The 18,560-nt window shown below is 35.5% G+C and carries 12 protein-coding genes and 1 pseudogene; 10 read left to right on the forward strand and 3 right to left on the reverse strand.

The annotated features are described in order from the left end of the window. The first annotated feature begins 475 nt into the window (after positions 1-475). From LI241_RS10465 to LI241_RS10510, 10 genes are all read left to right on the forward strand, one after another. A complete protein-coding gene (locus tag LI241_RS10465) occupies positions 476-1,510 on the forward strand; it encodes a hypothetical protein (protein WP_227151268.1) in 1,035 nt (344 codons plus the stop codon). Between the two features lie 34 nt (positions 1,511-1,544). Then, positions 1,545-2,579, forward strand: coding sequence for a GGDEF domain-containing protein (locus LI241_RS10470; RefSeq protein ID WP_227151269.1), 1,035 nt, complete (start codon positions 1,545-1,547; stop codon positions 2,577-2,579). Positions 2,580-2,637: 58 nt separating this feature from the next. Next, entirely contained in the window at positions 2,638-3,198 is a 561-nt protein-coding gene (pth, locus tag LI241_RS10475) for an aminoacyl-tRNA hydrolase (RefSeq protein ID WP_008690251.1), read from the forward strand. Positions 3,199-3,239: 41 nt separating this feature from the next. Continuing rightward, entirely contained in the window at positions 3,240-6,689 is a 3,450-nt protein-coding gene (gene mfd / locus LI241_RS10480; RefSeq protein ID WP_017144730.1) for a transcription-repair coupling factor, read from the forward strand. A gap of 181 nt (positions 6,690-6,870) precedes the next feature. Continuing rightward, positions 6,871-7,722: a hypothetical protein gene (locus LI241_RS10485; RefSeq protein ID WP_008690253.1), complete on the forward strand. Its 852-nt coding sequence runs from the start codon at positions 6,871-6,873 to the stop codon at positions 7,720-7,722. A gap of 268 nt (positions 7,723-7,990) precedes the next feature. Beyond that, complete coding sequence (gene metK, locus LI241_RS10490; RefSeq protein WP_008690254.1) at positions 7,991-9,169, forward strand: methionine adenosyltransferase; 1,179 nt, start codon at positions 7,991-7,993, stop codon at positions 9,167-9,169. A gap of 296 nt (positions 9,170-9,465) precedes the next feature. Then, positions 9,466-10,134 (forward strand): response regulator transcription factor, encoded by a 669-nt coding sequence (locus tag LI241_RS10495; RefSeq protein WP_026006745.1) that lies wholly within the window; start codon positions 9,466-9,468, stop codon positions 10,132-10,134. Further along, a complete protein-coding gene (locus LI241_RS10500; RefSeq protein ID WP_008690256.1) occupies positions 10,131-11,090 on the forward strand; it encodes a HAMP domain-containing sensor histidine kinase in 960 nt (319 codons plus the stop codon). The genes LI241_RS10495 and LI241_RS10500 overlap by 4 nt, the downstream gene beginning before the upstream one ends. Positions 11,091-11,370: 280 nt before the next feature. Further along, on the forward strand, positions 11,371-12,138 hold the full coding sequence (locus LI241_RS10505; protein WP_008690257.1) for an ABC transporter ATP-binding protein: 768 nt from the start codon (positions 11,371-11,373) through the stop codon (positions 12,136-12,138). Then, entirely contained in the window at positions 12,128-14,107 is a 1,980-nt protein-coding gene (locus LI241_RS10510; RefSeq protein ID WP_008690258.1) for an FtsX-like permease family protein, read from the forward strand. Before LI241_RS10505 ends, LI241_RS10510 begins: the two co-directional genes overlap by 11 nt. Positions 14,108-14,274: 167 nt before the next feature. Here LI241_RS10510 and LI241_RS10515 read toward each other — a convergent pair. From LI241_RS10515 to LI241_RS10525, 3 genes and pseudogenes are all read right to left on the reverse strand, one after another. Continuing rightward, positions 14,275-14,478: pseudogene (locus tag LI241_RS10515) on the reverse strand (manganese catalase family protein); the annotation flags it as partial. Positions 14,479-14,802: 324 nt separating this feature from the next. Beyond that, positions 14,803-16,500 (reverse strand): methyl-accepting chemotaxis protein, encoded by a 1,698-nt coding sequence (locus tag LI241_RS10520; protein WP_008690260.1) that lies wholly within the window; start codon positions 16,498-16,500, stop codon positions 14,803-14,805. Between the two features lie 556 nt (positions 16,501-17,056). Then, the gene (locus tag LI241_RS10525; RefSeq protein WP_008690261.1) at positions 17,057-18,460 is read right to left on the reverse strand and encodes a GntR family transcriptional regulator; all 1,404 of its coding nucleotides are present in this window, start codon (positions 18,458-18,460) and stop codon (positions 17,057-17,059) included. Positions 18,461-18,560: the final 100 nt, after the last annotated feature.

Consider the following 18,560-nt stretch of genomic DNA (forward strand, 5'->3'; position numbering starts at 1 on the left):
CTCTATGATAATTTAGAGGTATCGCTTATCCCTACGATAATTTAGATATCCAAAACTATTAGAAAGTCTGTGAAAAGCAGACTTTTCTTTTTGCACAATAAGAAATTCTTGTTAGTAAGATGTCTTCATTTATTTGATATGAAAGGTACATGTTATTTACTGATTAGTTATAGGATGGAGAACCTTTAGCTAATTGTAAATCACGAGTATGTAATGTGCTAGATAATTTTTTATTTAAAATGCTAAATGAATTTCGAAAAAGATATTTGTTAATCTATCGTAAATAGGAAAGTAAGAAGACTGTTTTTATTTATGGTGGTATAAAAAAGAAATTTAAAAAGTTCTAAATAGTGTATATTACGGAAGGTTTATAATTTTTATATCTTATATTTATCACATATAAGTAAATTTTCTAAGATTCCATATACTGCTCAAAATATTTATGCTAAAATAGCGATAAAGGAAGATGAGCACAATGACAGAAACAATCTTTGAAACTTTATTGAAAGAGATGGAAGAACAACAAAAACTACATCATCTGCCAATTGTAGAGAAAAAGGCGAAGCAATTATTAAAATTAGCTGAAAAAGAGCAAAATCATTATTATGAAAGTATTGCCTGGTATTTTATATCTTTATTATCTTTTTATAATGAAGATAAACAAAAAGCTATGAAAGCATGCGGTCAAGGTTTAAAACTATGTGAATCAGCGGATAATGTACGCTATGAAATACGTTTAATGAATCTTGCCGGCATTTTATATGCAGATAGTAGTAATGAATTAACAGCGCTTCATCATTTTATTAATGCTTATTTCCTGTCAAAAGAACATCCGGAATATGGATTCATGCAATTGATTTTAAAAAATATGGGAACATTATTTTTTAGTATCGGTATGTATCAGGAAGCTTTGCAATACTATACAGAAGCATTTGACTATATGTTGCTCGATAAGTTTGAAAAGGGAGATTTACAAATTGTTATTTCTCATATCATGTTTACACTTGCCAGAATGAATGAGCAGGAAGAAGTAAGGATTTGGAAAAAGAAATATGACGAATTAGATAATGAATTAGCTAAAATACCAGAAGAATATGTACTTAGTGAACTATATCTGGATGTCTGTGCGCATACTACATCAAAGGTGCCTGAAAAAATGGAGCAGGTATTAAAAAATTTATATCAGGAAGAGGACTATTCCCATATTAAAAACTGTATGTTTTTTATGCTTGAAATGAGTTTGCATATGAAAAATGATTCGCTGTTTATTAAATTATATCAAACAGCAAAGAAATTATTTAAAGATATGAAAAATCCATATTTTGAAGAAGAACTTTCACAAATCTATATACAATATCTTAAAGAATTTCATAAAGATAATTTAAAAGATGAAATTTATCATCATTACGAAATATATCAGAAAGCTCAATCTTTTAATTTAGAGAATCGTAAGATCAGTATGAAAGTTAAAATGGATTTAGAAAATACGTTGTATAAACAACGTAAATAAACAACGTAAAATCATTGAAAACAATCAGAAACTTATGCAGTACACAGAATTAGATGACTTTACCGGCGTTTTGAAAAAAACAGCTTTCCGCAAACAGACGATAGAAAAACTTCAGCGTCGAAATAAGGATCAGAAAGCATTTTTCTTGATGATGGATATAGATAATTTTAAACATATCAATGACAGTTATGGACATATGATCGGCGATCGTGTCATAAAAGAAATAGTAGCAATCATTAAAAATAATGTTGATCAAAATACCCTTATAGGAAGAGTAGGTGGTGATGAATTTGCCATTTATGCAGATCATATATATGAATTATATAAGATAGAAAATTGTGTAGAAAAGATAAAAAATGATGTACAAGATATTAAAATTAGAAATGTTAAAAAAAGAATAAGTATCAGTATAGGAATATGTGAAGCATCGGATGATGATTCATATGATATTATTTATAAAAAAGCAGATCATGCATTGTATGAGGCAAAATTGAGTGGAAGAAATCAATATGTAGTTTATGAAGAAGATAACGTTCAGGAAGAAAGCTTATTACCAATGCATAGTAATGAATTTTCTAAATTATCGATCTCTGCAGTTCTTCCAAAGGTATTTATGATTTTAAATACGGAAAAGAAAAGCAATACGATTTTAGACAGAGCCATTTGTTATTTAGGGAGAACCTTACATATAGAAGACTTATTTTTACTTTATTTTATAGACCGAAAAAAAGAACAAGGATATTTAAAAGTGTTTAACTTAAATGATAAAAGTATTCGCAGTCAAGCCATTTACCATATAGAGGAAGGGTATTTTAACGAATTTGATGAAACAGGTTTATTTCAAAATCATAATCTGAATCATTGTGATTTTCCATATGAAACAAAGTATAAAGAAAATCATATTATGTCTACCATACAGAAAAAAATTGAATATGATGGTCATTTTTATGGTATTGTGGGTATGAATAAAAAGAGTCGTCAAGTTTGGAATATAAAAGATGTTCTCTTAATTGAAAATATGGCCTGTGCATTTTCTACATATTTTGAAAGTTGGCGAAAACAGGATTGATTTCCTGTTTTTCTATGGAATTTTCATGTATAATAAGAAAGCTGATTGAGGTGATAAAATGAAATTAATAGCCGGTTTAGGAAATCCAGGGAAAGAATATGAAAATACAAGACACAACTCAGGTTTTTGTGTCATGGATGCGATTGCTAAGGAATTGCATGTTGATATCACACAAAAGAAATTTAAATCACTCATTTGTATGACAAGAATACAAGGAGAACAAGTATTATTAATGAAACCGCAAACCTATATGAATAATTCTGGGGAAGCTATTATTGAGGCTGTCAAGTTTTATCATATTGATGTAAAAGACATTTTGATTATTTATGATGATTTAGATTTGCCTGTTGGAAAGATACGATTACGTGAAAAAGGAAGTGCAGGTGGTCAAAATGGTATGAAAAACATTATTGCACATTTGCATACACAAGAGTTTAAAAGAATTCGCGTAGGGATCGGAAAGGATTCACGAGTACCTGTCATTGATTGGGTATTAGGGAAAATCAGAAAAGAAGATCGTGAAGATTATGAAAAAGCAATAGCACTGGCAAAGGATGCAGCTATTTATAGCGTTACGCATACCTTTATGGATACGATGAGCCATTTTAATGTGAAATAAAGCTTTTTCATGATAATACATGCAGAAAATAAGGTGATAAAGTGAAAATACTTCTTCAGGAATTCATGCAGAATGCAGCGGTTACTTCCATTGTTGAAGGTAAAAGTCAGCTGGGTAATTTATCATTAAGTGAAGAAGCCCTGCTGTTAGCAGCGGCATATCGCAAAAAACCGCAAAGTATGTTTATTATTAAGAATAACGCATATACGGCACAAAAACTCTATGATCGCTTAGAATGTCTATTAGAGGATGATGTGCTGCTTTTCAGCGTGGAAGAATCATTACGGGTGGAAGCTATTGCTGCTTCACCGGAAAGCAAAGCAGCACAGATGGAAACAATGGCAAAGCTTTTAGATAAGCATCCTTATATTTGCGTCATGAATGCAGCGGCTGCGATTCGTTTTCAACCATCTGTAGATATTTTTCAACAACACTTTATTCATATTCGGCAAGATGATGTGTTGGATTATGAACAACTGAAACAACTGTTATTTGAAGCTGGCTATGCCTATGTAAATCGTGTTGATCAACCATTATGTTATGCGGCAAGAGGTGGTATCATCGATGTATATTCGATGAATTATGAGCATCCGATTCGTATAGAATTTTTTGATAATCTTGTCGAAAGTGTACGATTTTTCGATATTTCCACGCAAAGAACAATTGAACTGATAAAAGAAGTGACAATCATTCCTGCTAATAATCTTTTGTTTACGGATGAAGAAATCGGTTGTATCGTTGAACGTGCAAACCAAGAATTAGCTATACAGCAGAAACAGTTATCATTATCTTTTCGTGATCAGTTGATATCACAAGTGAATGAAGATTTAGACTTATTGGCAAATCGACATGCAGAAAATCATTTATATCGTTATTATGCGTTTCTTGATCAGGCAAATACGATTTGCGATTATGTGAAAGATGCTAGTATTGTTGTTTCTAGTAAGGAAGAAGTTAACGATACAATCCGTCATCTACAGGAAGAAAATATTGCCTATTTACAAGAATTATTTCAAGAAGGAAGTGCTTTGTATAAGTTTGGTGTATTTGAAGATTTATCCAAAATATTAGGCAAACATAAAGTTATTGAATTTGGCATGTTTGTGGATTATAAAAAACCGATTACATCACAAATCATGAGCATGTCATTAGGTGATATTAATTTAGAACGGACTATCCAGGAAATCATTTCAGCATCGCATCGTCACAGAGTTTTATTATGTTTAGATCATCATGAGATTTCACAAGTCCGTAAACTGCTTGAAGAACAGCATGTAGCTACACGCATCGTTCATGAGGATGATGTATTAACTGAAGGCGTCTCTATTTTAGAGAAGAAAATGGTTGAAGGATTCAGCTGTTTAACAGAAGGAATCAGCGTTTACACGAGCAAGGAATTATTTCATAAATCCCGTAAATCCACGCGTTATTCCAATAAGTTTAAAGAAGCTGAAGTTTTGCATGATTATCAAGAACTGCATATCGGAGATTATGTCGTACATAATCAGCATGGTATTGGTAAATATTTAGGTATCGTCAATAAAGAGGTAGATGGTATCCACAAGGATTTTTTGCATATTGCCTATAAAGGTGATGATGTTTTATTAGTACCATTAGAGCAATTTCAATTGATTCGTAAATTCGTATCAAAAGAAGGAGCAGCTCCTAAACTAAATAAATTAGGCAGTGGTGAATGGGAAAAGACGAAGAAAAAAGTCAGTGCAAAAATAGCAGAATTAGCAGATCGTTTAATTCATTTATATGCCAATCGTGATGAGCATATCGGGCATGCATTCGCAAAAGATACGGCGATGCAAAAAGAATTTGAAGATGATTTTGATTATGAATTAACAATTGATCAGGCAAAAGCAGTAAAAGAGATAAAAAGTGATATGGAATCCAGTAAGCCAATGGATCGATTGTTATGTGGAGATGTCGGATTTGGCAAGACAGAAGTTGCCGCAAGAGCTGCTTTTAAAGCAGTGAGTGATAATAAACAGGTTGCCTTTCTATGTCCGACAACCATTTTATCTTTACAACATTTTAAAACTTTTCAACATCGTTTTCGCAATTTTCCAGTAAATATTGCGGTCGTAAATCGCTTTATTAAACCACAGGATCAAAAACAGATCATCAAAGATCTAAAAGAAGGTAATCTGGATATCCTGATTGGAACACATCGTTTATTATCTAAGGATATACAATTTAAAGATCTTGGATTATTAGTGATTGATGAGGAACAGCGTTTCGGTGTAGAACATAAAGAAAAGATAAAAGAGTTAAAAAACAGTGTTGATGTTTTATCACTTAGTGCTACACCAATTCCAAGAACATTGCAAATGTCTTTGATAGGCATACGTTCACTTTCACAATTAGAGACACCACCATTAAACCGCATGCCGGTACAGACATATGTAATTGAGAAAAATTTTTCAATGATCAAGGAAATTATTCAAAGAGAACTGGCACGCAATGGGCAGGTTTTCTATCTTTATAACAATGTGAAAGAGATTTATAATGTCGCAAGAAAATTACGAGAAGCATTACCGGATGTGGAAATTGGTGTCGCTCATGGACAAATGAGCCGTGATGATATTGAAGATGTCATGATGCAATTTACGGATAATCAATATCAGGTATTGGTTTGCACGACGATTATTGAAACAGGGATTGATATACCAAATGCGAATACCATTCTCATTGAAGATGCTGACCATTTTGGTTTAAGTCAGTTATATCAAATAAAAGGAAGAGTTGGTAGAAGTGATCGTTTGGCATATGCGTATTTGATGTATTCTCCGCAGCGTCAGTTGAGTGAAGTAGCAATGAAACGACTCAAGTCAATCAAAGAATTTACACAACTTGGCAGCGGATATAAGATTGCCATGCGGGATTTAACGATTCGTGGTGCCGGGGATATGTTAGGTCCTCAACAAGCTGGTTTTATTGATACAGTAGGTATTGATATGTATATCGAGATGTTGAATAGTGCGATTATGGAGAAAAAAGGCATTAAAAAAGTTGAAAAGCCAGTTATGAAAAAAGCAAACATAAAAGTAGATGCCTATATACCAGGACAGTTTGCCAATGAGGATTATGAGAAAATTACATTGTATCAGCGTATTGAAAAGATAGAAACGAAACAAGAATTAAAGGCAATGTTAGAAGAGATTAAGGATAATTATGGAAAATTACCTAAGGCGGTTCAGTTATTGTTTGAAAAGAAACGTTTGGATATTCTCATAAATGAACCTTATGTAGAGAATTTTCAGGAACAGCCAAAAAGAATTAGTATGTCATTTACCGAAACCTGGTCAAATGCAATTGATGGTGTGAAATTATTTGAATTCATGACGTGTATTTCTAAGGATATTCAATTACGGTATGTCAATCGTAAAATCACTTTGCAATTTGCAAAGCGAAAAGATTGGTTGATTACGGTTATTGAAATTTTAGAGAGTTGTGAAAAACTTGAAAGAAAAGAAGCTTAATGATACATCCACCTTTGTGATGAAGGTGGGTGTTTTCTTTTTTGAACGTTTTATTGAAACTGTTTATAAAAAAGAAACAAACAATGAAAAATGAAATGGTTTTAAGAAAATTATACACATAAAAATGTAACTTATATCAAAAAGAATGCTATACTTTAAGTAAGAAAAGAGGGATGTTGTTATGAAAAAAACGAGTCGCGTATGCTGTGCAATCTTATGTTTCTTTTTATTAACTGCTTGTTCATCCAATGATAAAACAAAGCAGCCATCAAATGCCACAAAAGTAAAAGAACAAACAACACTCAGTAATGAAACAAAAGAACTATTCACTTATTTGGATGCAACTTTAAAAGCAAAAAGTTTGCATTTGCAATCACAACAAGATTATGAAAGAGATCAACGCTATTATCAAAATAATACGGAAATTAAAAAAGATGGGAATGGTGGAAGTGTGATTTCCACTGGTGATATCGATAATGCAAATCCAAAGCAAGCACATTATATGGTGAAACAAATAACAGAAGATAGTACCGTGGTATATGGTGAAGAAAATGGTTATATGTATAACTATCTGAAACAAGAAAATGGTACCTACAACTTAAGTCAAAAAGAAGCAACGACATCATCAGATATTGAAAATAGTTTTTTATATTATTATTTGAACTATGATTTATTAAAACTTACACAACAAAGTTTTACATGTGTAAAAGATAAGGAAGGTAATGATATCTTATATACATTGACGATAAAAGATCCTGATTCTTACATAAAAATTTATAATCAAAAAAATAAAGAGGATAAAATAGAGAATGCCGATATCTCAAAACTTCATTCTTATAAACTTGTATTCTGTATTCGTGATGATTTGGTTAAATCTATAACAAGTGATATGGATTATGAAATCAGTATTCCACAAAAGGAAGATAATACCGAGTATGATACGTATGTTGAGCAGACAAAATTGCATCATTATACGGAATTCAGTAAAATTAATGAAACAGTGAAGATTCATCTGGAAAATTTCAAAGGTTAAACAGTGTTTTAAGAGAATGTTTGAAATGCCCTTTGTTAATTAGTTGTTCAATTAACGAGGTTTATGTCATTGCATTCTCTTTTTATATATGAATCATGTTATAGTTAACGCTTTTTAACCATAACCAGCTTATCCAATACACTCTTATCTGCATGTGTCAAGATGTAGAGAATCAGCTTTGAAGAAAGATGGAGTAAACCTTGTTTCATAAATAAAAATGCGTTACAATAAAAGAGCTGAAAAAGATAATAAAAAGAGAGGAATACATATGTTAAATAAACAGTTTTTCACTTCTGAATCGGTAACAGAAGGACATCCTGATAAAATCTGTGATCAAATCAGTGACGCGGTGTTAGATGCTATCATTGAACAAGATCCCAATGCGCGTGTAGCATGTGAAACCTGCTGTACGACTGGTATGGTCATGATCATGGGTGAAATTTCGACAAACTGCTATGTCGATATTCCAAGTATTGCACGTAATGTAGTACTGGAAATCGGCTATGACAGAGCAAAATATGGTTTTGATGGTACAACTTGTTCCGTATTAACTTCGATTGATGAGCAATCCAGTGATATCGCTATGGGTGTTGATCATTCTTTAGAAACAAAAGAAGGTAAGGAAGAAGATAATAATGGTGCTGGTGATCAGGGAATGATGTTTGGTTATGCTTGTGATGAAACACCAGAATTGATGCCATTATCAATTTCTTTGGCTCATCGTTTAGCAAAACAACTGACTGCAGTCAGAAAAGATGGTACATTGGATTATCTTCGCCCAGATGGTAAGACGCAGGTTACGATTGAATATGAAAATGATGTTCCGAAACGTGTAGATACAATTGTTATTTCAACGCAACATTCGGATACAGTAGAGTTGGAAACCATTCGCAAGGACCTGAAAAAATATGTTATTGATGTTATTATTGATCCGACAATGATGGATGAAAATACGAAAATTTATATCAATCCAACAGGTCGTTTTGTAATTGGTGGTCCTCAGGGTGATAGTGGGTTGACTGGCCGCAAGATTATTGTAGATACATATGGTGGAATGGCACGTCATGGCGGCGGTGCTTTCTCTGGTAAAGATCCAACGAAGGTAGACCGTAGTGCTGCTTATGCTAGCCGTTATGTGGCAAAAAATATTGTAGCTGCAGGACTTGCAAAACGTTGTGAAGTACAATTGGCATATGCCATCGGTATTGCTCATCCCGTGAGTGTTTTGGTTGATACATTTGGCACTGGTAGATTACCTGATGAAGAAATTGCTGAAATTGTGCAAAAAGAATTTGATTTGCGTCCTACCAGCATCATTAAGACATTAGATTTGCGTAAACCTATTTATCGCAAATTAGCTGCGTACGGGCATATGGGTAGAGAAGATTTGGGTGTGAAATGGGAAGATACGACACCTGCGGAATCATTAAAAAAATATTTGAGATAAAGAAAACGTAGTAATTCAGTTTTCGCAACGCTAGTTTTATAAATCATTCGCCCTTACTATCCTATGGATAGGAGGGCTTTTTTCTGACATCTGTGTAAGGTTAGAGCGTTTTTCGATGAAGTTGTGTATAATTAAGAGGAGAAGAAAACAAGAAGCTTTCACTTGTGCATTAGATGAAATGGATAAAGTACAAATTTATGGTCAGTAGGAAGATAAGCAGTAAGCGAAGATAAATAAAGAAGATACGTTGAGTTAAGATAAGTTAAAAAAGATGGTCTATGTTGGAAGGTGAAGATATGGTAAAAGTTGCGATTGTTGAAGATGATGAAATTATACTTGAAGAGTTAAGTAATTGTTTAAAGGAATGGAATTTTGAGGTCAATAAAGTAGATGTGGCAAAAGATATTTTACAACAGCTCACGACTGTAAATTGTGATATCGTATTGCTGGATGTTCATCTACCCAATATAAACGGTATCAGTGTTTGCCGTCAATTTCGAAAGTTTAGTAATGCACCGGTAATTTTTATATCCAGTGATGCAGATCGTATGAGCATGGTAAGTGCCTATGAATATGGTGGAGATGATTATATCGTTAAACCATTTGATAAGATGGTTCTCATCGCTAAATTGAATGCATTTATCAGAAGGATGCAGCAAGAAGCAGATAAGGAAGTTTTAGTATGGCGTGGTGTTGAATTAAATCTGCGAACCTATCAATTAAAATATCAAGGAAAGATGATGGAAATTACGAAGAATGAGATGAAAATATTAGAATTGTTGATGAGCAATCCACATGTAGTAATATCACGCAGTGATATGATGATGGCTTTGTGGAACAGTGATTGTTATGTAGATGATAACACCTTAAGTGTTAATGTTGGAAGATTGCGGAAAAAACTGGAAGATGTCTTTCGCATAGATGATTTTATTCATACAAAGAAAGGCACAGGTTATTATATATGAAACTACTACATGATTTATCAGGATCTGTATGTTTACTTTTAACGATGGTGATCGTACAAGTCATTTGTTTATGGACATTTGAAATAGAGAAAGAAATCATTGAATACATCTTGTTTATGGAAATCAGTATGTTATTGTGTTATATCGGTATTGCTTGGGTAAAACGAAGAGCTGAAATAAAACAATTACAAGAATGCAATCATGTCTCTTTTTTAGAAAGAAAGGCATTAACTGCTAAAGACAAAGAAATACAGCGTATCATCAAGGAATTGGAAGAGGAATATTATTCACAGAAACAATCTTATCAGAAAGAGAAAAAAGAACGGGAACAGTATTTTCAATTATGGATACATCAAATAAAGACACCCATTTTTGCTATGCATATGTTGAATGAACATATGCAGGATGAAAAAAGAAAAAAACAAATCCGTGCTGAGTTATTCAAGATCGAGCGTTATACGCAGATGGCATTGTCTTATCAGCGTATAGATGATGATTATATTATGGAAAAGTGTTGTTTACATACAATAGTACAAGAAGCATTACGAACTTATAGCACATTGTTTATTGAAAAAGGTTTGTGTCTTGATTTCTCATATGATGAGGATGATGAAATTTATACGGATCGCAAATGGTTGTGTTTTGTCATTGAGCAACTATTAGATAATGCTATAAAATATACCCAACATGGTACCATTCATGTACGTTGTAGTAAGGACGAAGTAAGCATTGAGGATGAGGGTTGCGGTATTGCTAGCGAAGATATTGTATTAATCAAACAAAAGGGATATACTGGTAAACTTGGCAGAGAGAAAAAACAAGCAACCGGCATGGGATTATATTTCGTTAAAGAAATTTGTGAACGTCTGCATATCAAATGGCAAATATCTTCACAATGGCAGCATGGTACTAAGGTATCTTTGTATCCGGTGAAGGAAAGATTAATGGATAGATAATATGGGAGCAATGTTTTTACGTAAAAAATTATGTACGATTTCTTTCTATTAAAATGAGTCTATACTACAAAGACAATGGTTTTTAGCATGATGAAAAGATTGTTAAGCAATACCTAACATGATGTTATAAACAATGATTTTAAGAAAGATTGAACGACAACGAAATCTTTGATAGAAAAGGGTGAAAAGAAAGATGACATAGATGTTAGATATCCGTCATCTTAAGTTAAGGCAGAAAATGGAAATGCTTGTTATACTTTAGATCAAGGAGGAAATATCTATGACAATATTAGCATTAGAAAATGTGCATAAAGTATATACATCTCGTTTAAAAAGTCAACATACGCATGCTTTGGACGGGGTGAGTATGGAATTAGAAAAAGGTGAATTTGTCGCTATCATGGGCGAAAGTGGTTCGGGGAAGAGTACACTGTTAAATCTATTGGCTTGTTTTGATGATACAAGTGAAGGAGCTATCTATATTCAGGATAAAAACATTGTAGCAATGAAGGAAGAAGAAAAGGCATTATATCGTAGAGAACACATCGGTTTTGTGTTTCAAGATTTTTCATTGCTTGACTCTTTAAGTGCAGAAGATAATATTTTATTACCATGCATCCTTTCTCAAAAAGATTTAAAGGAAAAGCGAAAATACTTGCAAAAGCTTTGTCATACTTTGCATATTGAAGATTTATTAAAACGTTTTCCTTATGAGTTAAGTGGAGGTCAGCAACAACGTGTGGCAATAGCAAGAGCCTTGATCAATGAACCAGATATTTTATTGGCAGATGAGCCAAGTGGCGCTTTAGACTCAAAAAGCAGCATGCAGCTATTAGAACTGCTGTGTGCATTACAAAAACAAGGACAATCGATTTTAATGGTGACACATAGCCCACTAGCAGCATCCTATGCACAACGTGTCGCTTTCCTAAAAGATGGCAAAATTATTCAAGAAATCTATAGTGGAGAAGATAATCGTGAAACTTTTTATAATCGTATCGTGCATATGCTGAGTGTTCAAGAAAGCAGGGATCTGCATGAATATTAAATATTATTTCACCTTGGCATGGAGTGATATTCGAAACATGAAGGATATTTATCTTCCTTATGGTGGAATGATGTCCATGTGTTTTTGTTTCTTATATATAATCGCATACTTAGGTACGCATGGTAATTTTTATTCCTTAACAAAAGGTTCCATTATGACGCTAGACTTACTAACATGTGGTGGTGTCATCTTATGTGTATTAATTTTTATCTTATGTTGGACGTTTTCATTGACGATACGCCGTCAGATATCCACGCGTCAGGGATTATATCGTGTGTTGGGTTTTTCCCGAAAGAATTTATTATTACTAAATGCCTGTGTGATGATAATTATCAGTGTGTTAGCACTCATTGGAGGTATGATATTCTGTATTGTATTCGGTAAGTTGCTTATCATGAGTGCAGAACGTTTTGCAAGACAAACACTGATACAAGGAATTACCGTTGATATGCGACTGATGTTATGGATAAGCTTATTTATGCTTTCTGTCGGACTTGTTTTGCTCGTTCGTGATTCAGTATATATTGTTACGCATAACCCTTTAACAATGTTACGTAAAGAAAAAATGCAAGAACAGCCAAAAGCAAAAAAATTGACAACCATATTTGGTATTGTATTTTTAGGCGTTGGTTATGGTATATCTTTATCCGTAAATGATATTGGTGATGATTTAGAAAAAATTGTTTTTGCCATTCTTCTTGTGATTTTTGGCACATATTGTGTTTTTAAAGGAACAGGGATTATGTTGTTGAAGCTGCTGCAACGAAATGAGAAACTATATTATCATAAAAAACATATGATTACCCTATCAAATCTATTATTTCGTTTGCGTAGTTATGCTGTTTCAATGGCAAGTATTACGATCTTACTGACGATGCTGATATTAACTGCATCCATGTGTATATCACTGTATACAGGGGTAGAAGATAGTGTAAAGCAACGCTTTCCTGAGTATAAATTTATCATTAATGGTATAAATGATGATCAACAGCTCCAACAAATAGTAAAGAAACATCATTTAGCAATTCAAAAAGAAGTCCAGATACCAGTAGTTCATGGTGCTATGCAAGTGGTAGTACGCAATGAAGAATTATGGATTGGAAAAGTGAATGAAACGATTAAAGAAAATGATTCGGTTCCAGCATTAACAGCTATCACATTATCTGGATATCAAAATGCGACAAATACACAAGTTCATTTAAAAAAAGATGAAGTTTTATTATTGAATCGTACATCCCATCCTATTCATACAATGAATATACGCATGGAAAATGATGATCATACCATTTCTATTATGAAGAAAAAGGTAAGATCTTCTGATGTCGATTTTGAAGTTTTCCCTACGGATTTAGTCTTAATCGTACCTGATCAACAAGCAGTTGCTTATTTAGATTATCTATTCGGGGAATATGTACACGATGATCCAGGTTATAGTACGACTTTAAGTATGTATCGCAGTATGAATTTCATTGGTAGTGAAGATAATCAAAAGGCATTAGCTGCAGACTTAAACGCAAACGAGGAAATAACAATAGAGGATTATTATACAGTTTTAGATGAAATGATGAGTGCATATGGAAGTTTTCTGTTTTTAGGCATTCTTTTCTCCATTCTCTTCATCTTCTCAATCTTTATGATCTTGTATTATCGTATGCATGAAGATTTACGCGAGCATGAACATGAGTACAGTATTTTATATCGTATTGGATTAACGAAGAGAGAGTTGAGTTTAGAGTCGGCAAGAGAGAACAGATGGCTGATCTTAGCACCTCCTATATTAGCAATCTTACATTGTCTTATGGCTTATCCGGCTTTTCACCTTTTTGCAAGTTTATTTGGTTTTGGAAAGAATGGTTTTTCGTTTATGCTGATGGGTGAAGGATGTTTGGTCGTTTTATTTGTTTTTATTGTTTATATGTTACTGTTGCAGATGTTAATAAAGAAAAAAATTATGACAAGAAAGGTTTAAGTAGAAATTGTTTGTGAGAAGCGTGTTATAAGTAATGATTTTGTTGTAAAGATAGTAATTTAAATATAAAAATAGGAAGCCTTAACATCAGAAAATGCGTTAAGGCTTCCTTTAAAATACTTTATGCAATAAGCAAGAAGGACTTAGGGGTTCTCAGCAGTGTTGTATTATTTGTCAAAAGCAGGATTATAACGATAATAGTTGTCTGAATCTAATTGTTTTTGAACGTAAGCCAAAGCTTCACCAAATCGTTGGAAATGTACGATTTCTCTTTCGCGTAGGAAAACCAAAGGGGCTATGACATCTGGGTCACAGGCTTCCCGGATAAGGTTGTCATACGTTGTTCTGGCTTTTTGTTCTGCTGCAACCTCATAAGAACAACATAGGCCAAAAGCCTTATAAACACGCTGTTTTTTATTGTACAGGCTTTCCCTAGCTGCGATTGCATAAGGACAAAAAGTACATAATCTATATAATATAGAAGATAAAACAAACTATCCTGCAAAAAATTTCATCGTTCAATCGTATGCAATCCAATCCTTAATATATGCCAAACAATATGACAACACGAATCTGCGATACGGTGGTAAAAGAATAAAAGCCAGTGGGGTTGTCTATTTGCAACAATATTTCGTCTGGTAAGCTCGTATTTGCAAGCTCTACATGGTTGAAACAAGCCATCCTCCTTATACTGCCTACCGTTTTTCATACAACTGAAACTGCCCAATCATATGATCCAACATCTGCGTCTGTGTAGAAAGCTCCTCGCTTGCGGCCGCCAGCTCCTCGGATATCGAGGCATTATTCTGCACCACATCCGAAACCTGGCGCACCTCCGCTGTGATATTAGAAATGGATTTATGTTGATTTTCTGTGGCGGAAGCAATCCTATCCACCATAAAAATCACCTGTTTTGTACACTCGATAACCTGCAGCAGCGAATCGGCCGCCGTGTGGGCAACCTTTTCTCCATTTTTTACTGCTGCCACCGATTCCTTGATCAGAGCTGTCGTGTTCTTGGAGGCCATTGCCGTCTTATCCGCTAGACTGCGTATTTCTCGCGCAATCACCGCAAATCCCGTCCCCAGTTCACCGACCCTTGCCGCCTCTACAGAGGCATTTAAGGCTAGTAAATTCGTTTCGAATGCAATATCCTGAATAGTCTTCACTATCTTGTAAATTTCATCGGACCTTTCACTGATGATGTTCATCGCACTAATCATTTCCTGCATCTGCTGGTTGCTCTCAGAAACCTGTGCGCCCGCACGGTCTGTCTGGTTGCGCGCTTTATCCGCGTTCTCCTTTGTTACCCTGACTTGCTCAGATATTTCATTTACAGCTATGGCAAGTTTTTCAATCGAATCGGCCTGTTCCTCCGCCCCGATCGCAAGGATCTGCGCTCCTGAGGATACTTGTTCACTACCATTCGCCACTTGCCTTGCGGACTGGCTGATCCGCCAGAGGGTATCACTTAGTTTATCCCGCAGTCCCCACATCGACACTAGGATGCGGTCATAATGCCCCATGTAGTATTCATTGACATTGGATTGAACTTTAAAATTTCCCTCGGACATATCGCCAAGGATATCGCTGATATCTTCAATAATCGTCTTTTGATAGCTGATTAAATCCCGTATACTATCCGACATCTTTCCCAGTTCATCTCTCGACGTATAGGAAACGCACACGCCGTCTAACTGACCGTTTGCCAACTGCTGGGCGGCATCCTCAATCTCCTTCACAGGCTTGCGGATGCTGTTGGAAATATAAATGCCAAGCAGTGCCGCAGACACGATACTGAATGTCATGATGATCATGATAACAGTGATTGCCGATGCCTGCGCATATTCCCCTTCCTTCACCATATCCTGGGCGTTATGCGCCGCCACATCCGCGATCTGTTGGAGAAGATCCGCCATCTGATTCAGAACCGGAATATAACTGGACTTCATGACCTCGTATGCCTCATCCGTTTTCCCCGTTTCCACCAAAGCGAATACTTTGTCACGGTAGACGATGGCCTCCTGCAGCCGTTTATCCACCCTATCCACCATCGCGATGTCCCCTTTGAAGGAGTTACGGATTACGGGAAATGTAGCGCGCATGTTTCTGAGGCTTTCCTTCGCCTTATCAATGTACTCCGCGGATTCTTCCACATCAGACTCCAATATGGCATTTAAGATATCCCCTCGTGCAGCCTGCATCTCCCTTTTCGCTAGCCATACATTGATCGTCACTGTATAATTATTACGATAAAAAGAGGAAAGATTATCGCCAATTCTATTCAGCATGAATAGAGCGGCAATACTTGCCGACAGACATATTGCGATTACCATTGCATACGATAATAACAACCTAAACTTTAGTTTCATATTTCGTATTTTCTTCAACATAATTTTCTCCCAACGATGATGATTCACATCACTCCTATAACAGTTTTGATATTTTTCTGTAAAGCACACCCACTTCAATCGGCTTCTTAATATGGCTGTTCATTCCTATCGCTTTCCCTTCGATCATGCCATGAGATAATAGAACCAACGCATACGCCTAAGCACTTTGCGGATCCGCTGAATTACCTCGCTTCCATTAAATACGGTATTTTATTAATCATACATTGAATTACCGATCTTCTAATGGATCTTTAACACTGTTTGTATGGCCATAATGGCCTACTTCGTCGTTGCGATGGGCTTGTCAGTCTCCGCCTTTTCAAGCAGCATATACGCATGGGCGCAGAAGCCTTCATCATCCGCGACCAGCATCTTGAGATTCTCCATGATGCCGCTGTCTGCTCAAATGGGATGAAGATATGTTGCTAGAATGTTTACTCATGCCAATCTCGTTATGCTTCCCTTGAAGACGAGCTTGGCTCTTTCATTTTTGACTGGCATTTAGCCCCAAATTCTCTCTTGTTTTACGTTGCACGAACCTTTTACACCACTGTCCTCATATCTGATCCTTAGGGTTTTCCAATGAAAACCTTGTGCGTAAAAAGTCCAGTCTATCCTCAATAAACGCCTGCCAAGATTGTGCACACGCCGTCCAATGCTCCGCCATCATATCTGTTTCCAGCTGAGCGATAAAATCGTTCAAATCCATATGTGGCTGTTCACCAAAGCCTCTTAACACGGCAGAGAAAATATATCCCCATGCCATCAGCTCCCTCAACTTACCATAGCACTCCCTCAAGAATACAGAGGGAACTTCAGTAGAGATAAACTTTAAGAGGACATCAATACACAGAATATCGTTATTTTTACCGTGAAGTTTGCTGATTTCCTGCAATAAAGCTTCTCTCTTTTCCGCGGTAATTGATTCCAAAGTAAAGAGAGTTACGTTATATATTGTCAAAAAGAGAAACTCCATTCCTTCCTTGTGCAGGGTCAAGTTCTCTTGCATTTCCCGCGTGTTAAGTATATACGGATTGATAGGCTCCATACATACCCGGGTCCCGACCCCCATGTAGGCTTTCGTCACCCCCAGTGAATGTAGTACATCCAGGGTCCGACGTACTGTGCTCAATGACACATGATACCGTTCTGCCATTTTAGGCAGGGACGGCAGATAGCTGCCAACGGGATAGACCTCCCAGAAAATCTCTTGAATAATGGTGGAGGCAAGGGTATAGCGCACCTGCGGCCGTTTTCGATACATCGTCCATGTAAACGGAATCTGCGGCACATTTTTCAAGTGATGTTCCTCGGGAATGGAATCGACAAATGCCTTGACTTCCAGAAAGTTCTGATAGTAGTAAGCATCTGTTTCCGCCTTCATGCGGTTGGCTATCTCAACTGACAAAAGACCATCTTCCATATAATTGACCATGCCGTACTCTTTATTGGGATAAAAATAATTGAGATAACGCAAGAATTGCCAGTATAGACTTTCCATTAAGCCATTGTTGAAAGTTCTCAGGACATCATAATACAATTTTGTTGGTTCCTCACTCAATATCCCAGTTGCATTTGTTTTCTTGTATAAACCTGCAGAGATACTCCGTTCTAAGTTTTTTAACCCCATCTCCCAGACCGTAGAAAATAGCAGAGCCCCTTGTTGGTTAATATCTAGCATTCCATCTCTGCGCGGAACAAAATACTTCATAGCATTTTCTATGAAGGTTTTCTCTGTCCCCTGGTACACGATTATGGCCATCTTCCGCTGTTCTGTTTTTATGTACCCAGCTGCCTCCAATTTGTCCAAAGCAGTCTGCACCGTATTTCGCGCCAGACCAAAGGAAGCACAAATCTGTGAAATTGATCTTAACTGGTCGCCATATTGGTACATGCCAAAAAGAATTCGCGATTCATAGTATTCGTAAATCAGCTCGCTAAGTACATTATCATTTGCCATTTCTGTCCTCCAGCAGGGGGACACCTGCTCTTATGTGTTTACCGTTCCTTGGTGATTTTCAGCGAAGCAATAAATTATTAGTTTATTTTTTATCTCTCTG

The sequence above is a fragment of the Longicatena sp. 210702-DFI.1.196 genome (genome assembly GCF_020563125.1).
Lineage (GTDB): Bacteria > Bacillota_I > Bacilli_A > Erysipelotrichales > Erysipelotrichaceae > Longicatena > Longicatena caecimuris.

What these genes read in the sequence shown, in the direction of transcription:
- LI241_RS10500 (WP_008690256.1), top strand. Translation starts at nt 10,131, where the DNA reads ATGAAACTACTACATGATTTATCAGGATCTGTATGTTTACTTTTAACG.
- LI241_RS10495 (WP_026006745.1), top strand. Translation starts at nt 9,466, where the DNA reads ATGGTAAAAGTTGCGATTGTTGAAGATGATGAAATTATACTTGAAGAG.
- pth (WP_008690251.1), top strand. Translation starts at nt 2,638, where the DNA reads ATGAAATTAATAGCCGGTTTAGGAAATCCAGGGAAAGAATATGAAAAT.
- LI241_RS10470 (WP_227151269.1), top strand. Translation starts at nt 1,545, where the DNA reads ATGCAGTACACAGAATTAGATGACTTTACCGGCGTTTTGAAAAAAACA.
- LI241_RS10520 (WP_008690260.1), bottom strand. Translation starts at nt 16,500, where the DNA reads ATGTTGAAGAAAATACGAAATATGAAACTAAAGTTTAGGTTGTTATTA.
- metK (WP_008690254.1), top strand. Translation starts at nt 7,991, where the DNA reads ATGTTAAATAAACAGTTTTTCACTTCTGAATCGGTAACAGAAGGACAT.
- LI241_RS10510 (WP_008690258.1), top strand. Translation starts at nt 12,128, where the DNA reads ATGAATATTAAATATTATTTCACCTTGGCATGGAGTGATATTCGAAAC.
- LI241_RS10505 (WP_008690257.1), top strand. Translation starts at nt 11,371, where the DNA reads ATGACAATATTAGCATTAGAAAATGTGCATAAAGTATATACATCTCGT.
- LI241_RS10485 (WP_008690253.1), top strand. Translation starts at nt 6,871, where the DNA reads ATGAAAAAAACGAGTCGCGTATGCTGTGCAATCTTATGTTTCTTTTTA.
- LI241_RS10465 (WP_227151268.1), top strand. Translation starts at nt 476, where the DNA reads ATGACAGAAACAATCTTTGAAACTTTATTGAAAGAGATGGAAGAACAA.
- LI241_RS10525 (WP_008690261.1), bottom strand. Translation starts at nt 18,460, where the DNA reads ATGGCAAATGATAATGTACTTAGCGAGCTGATTTACGAATACTATGAA.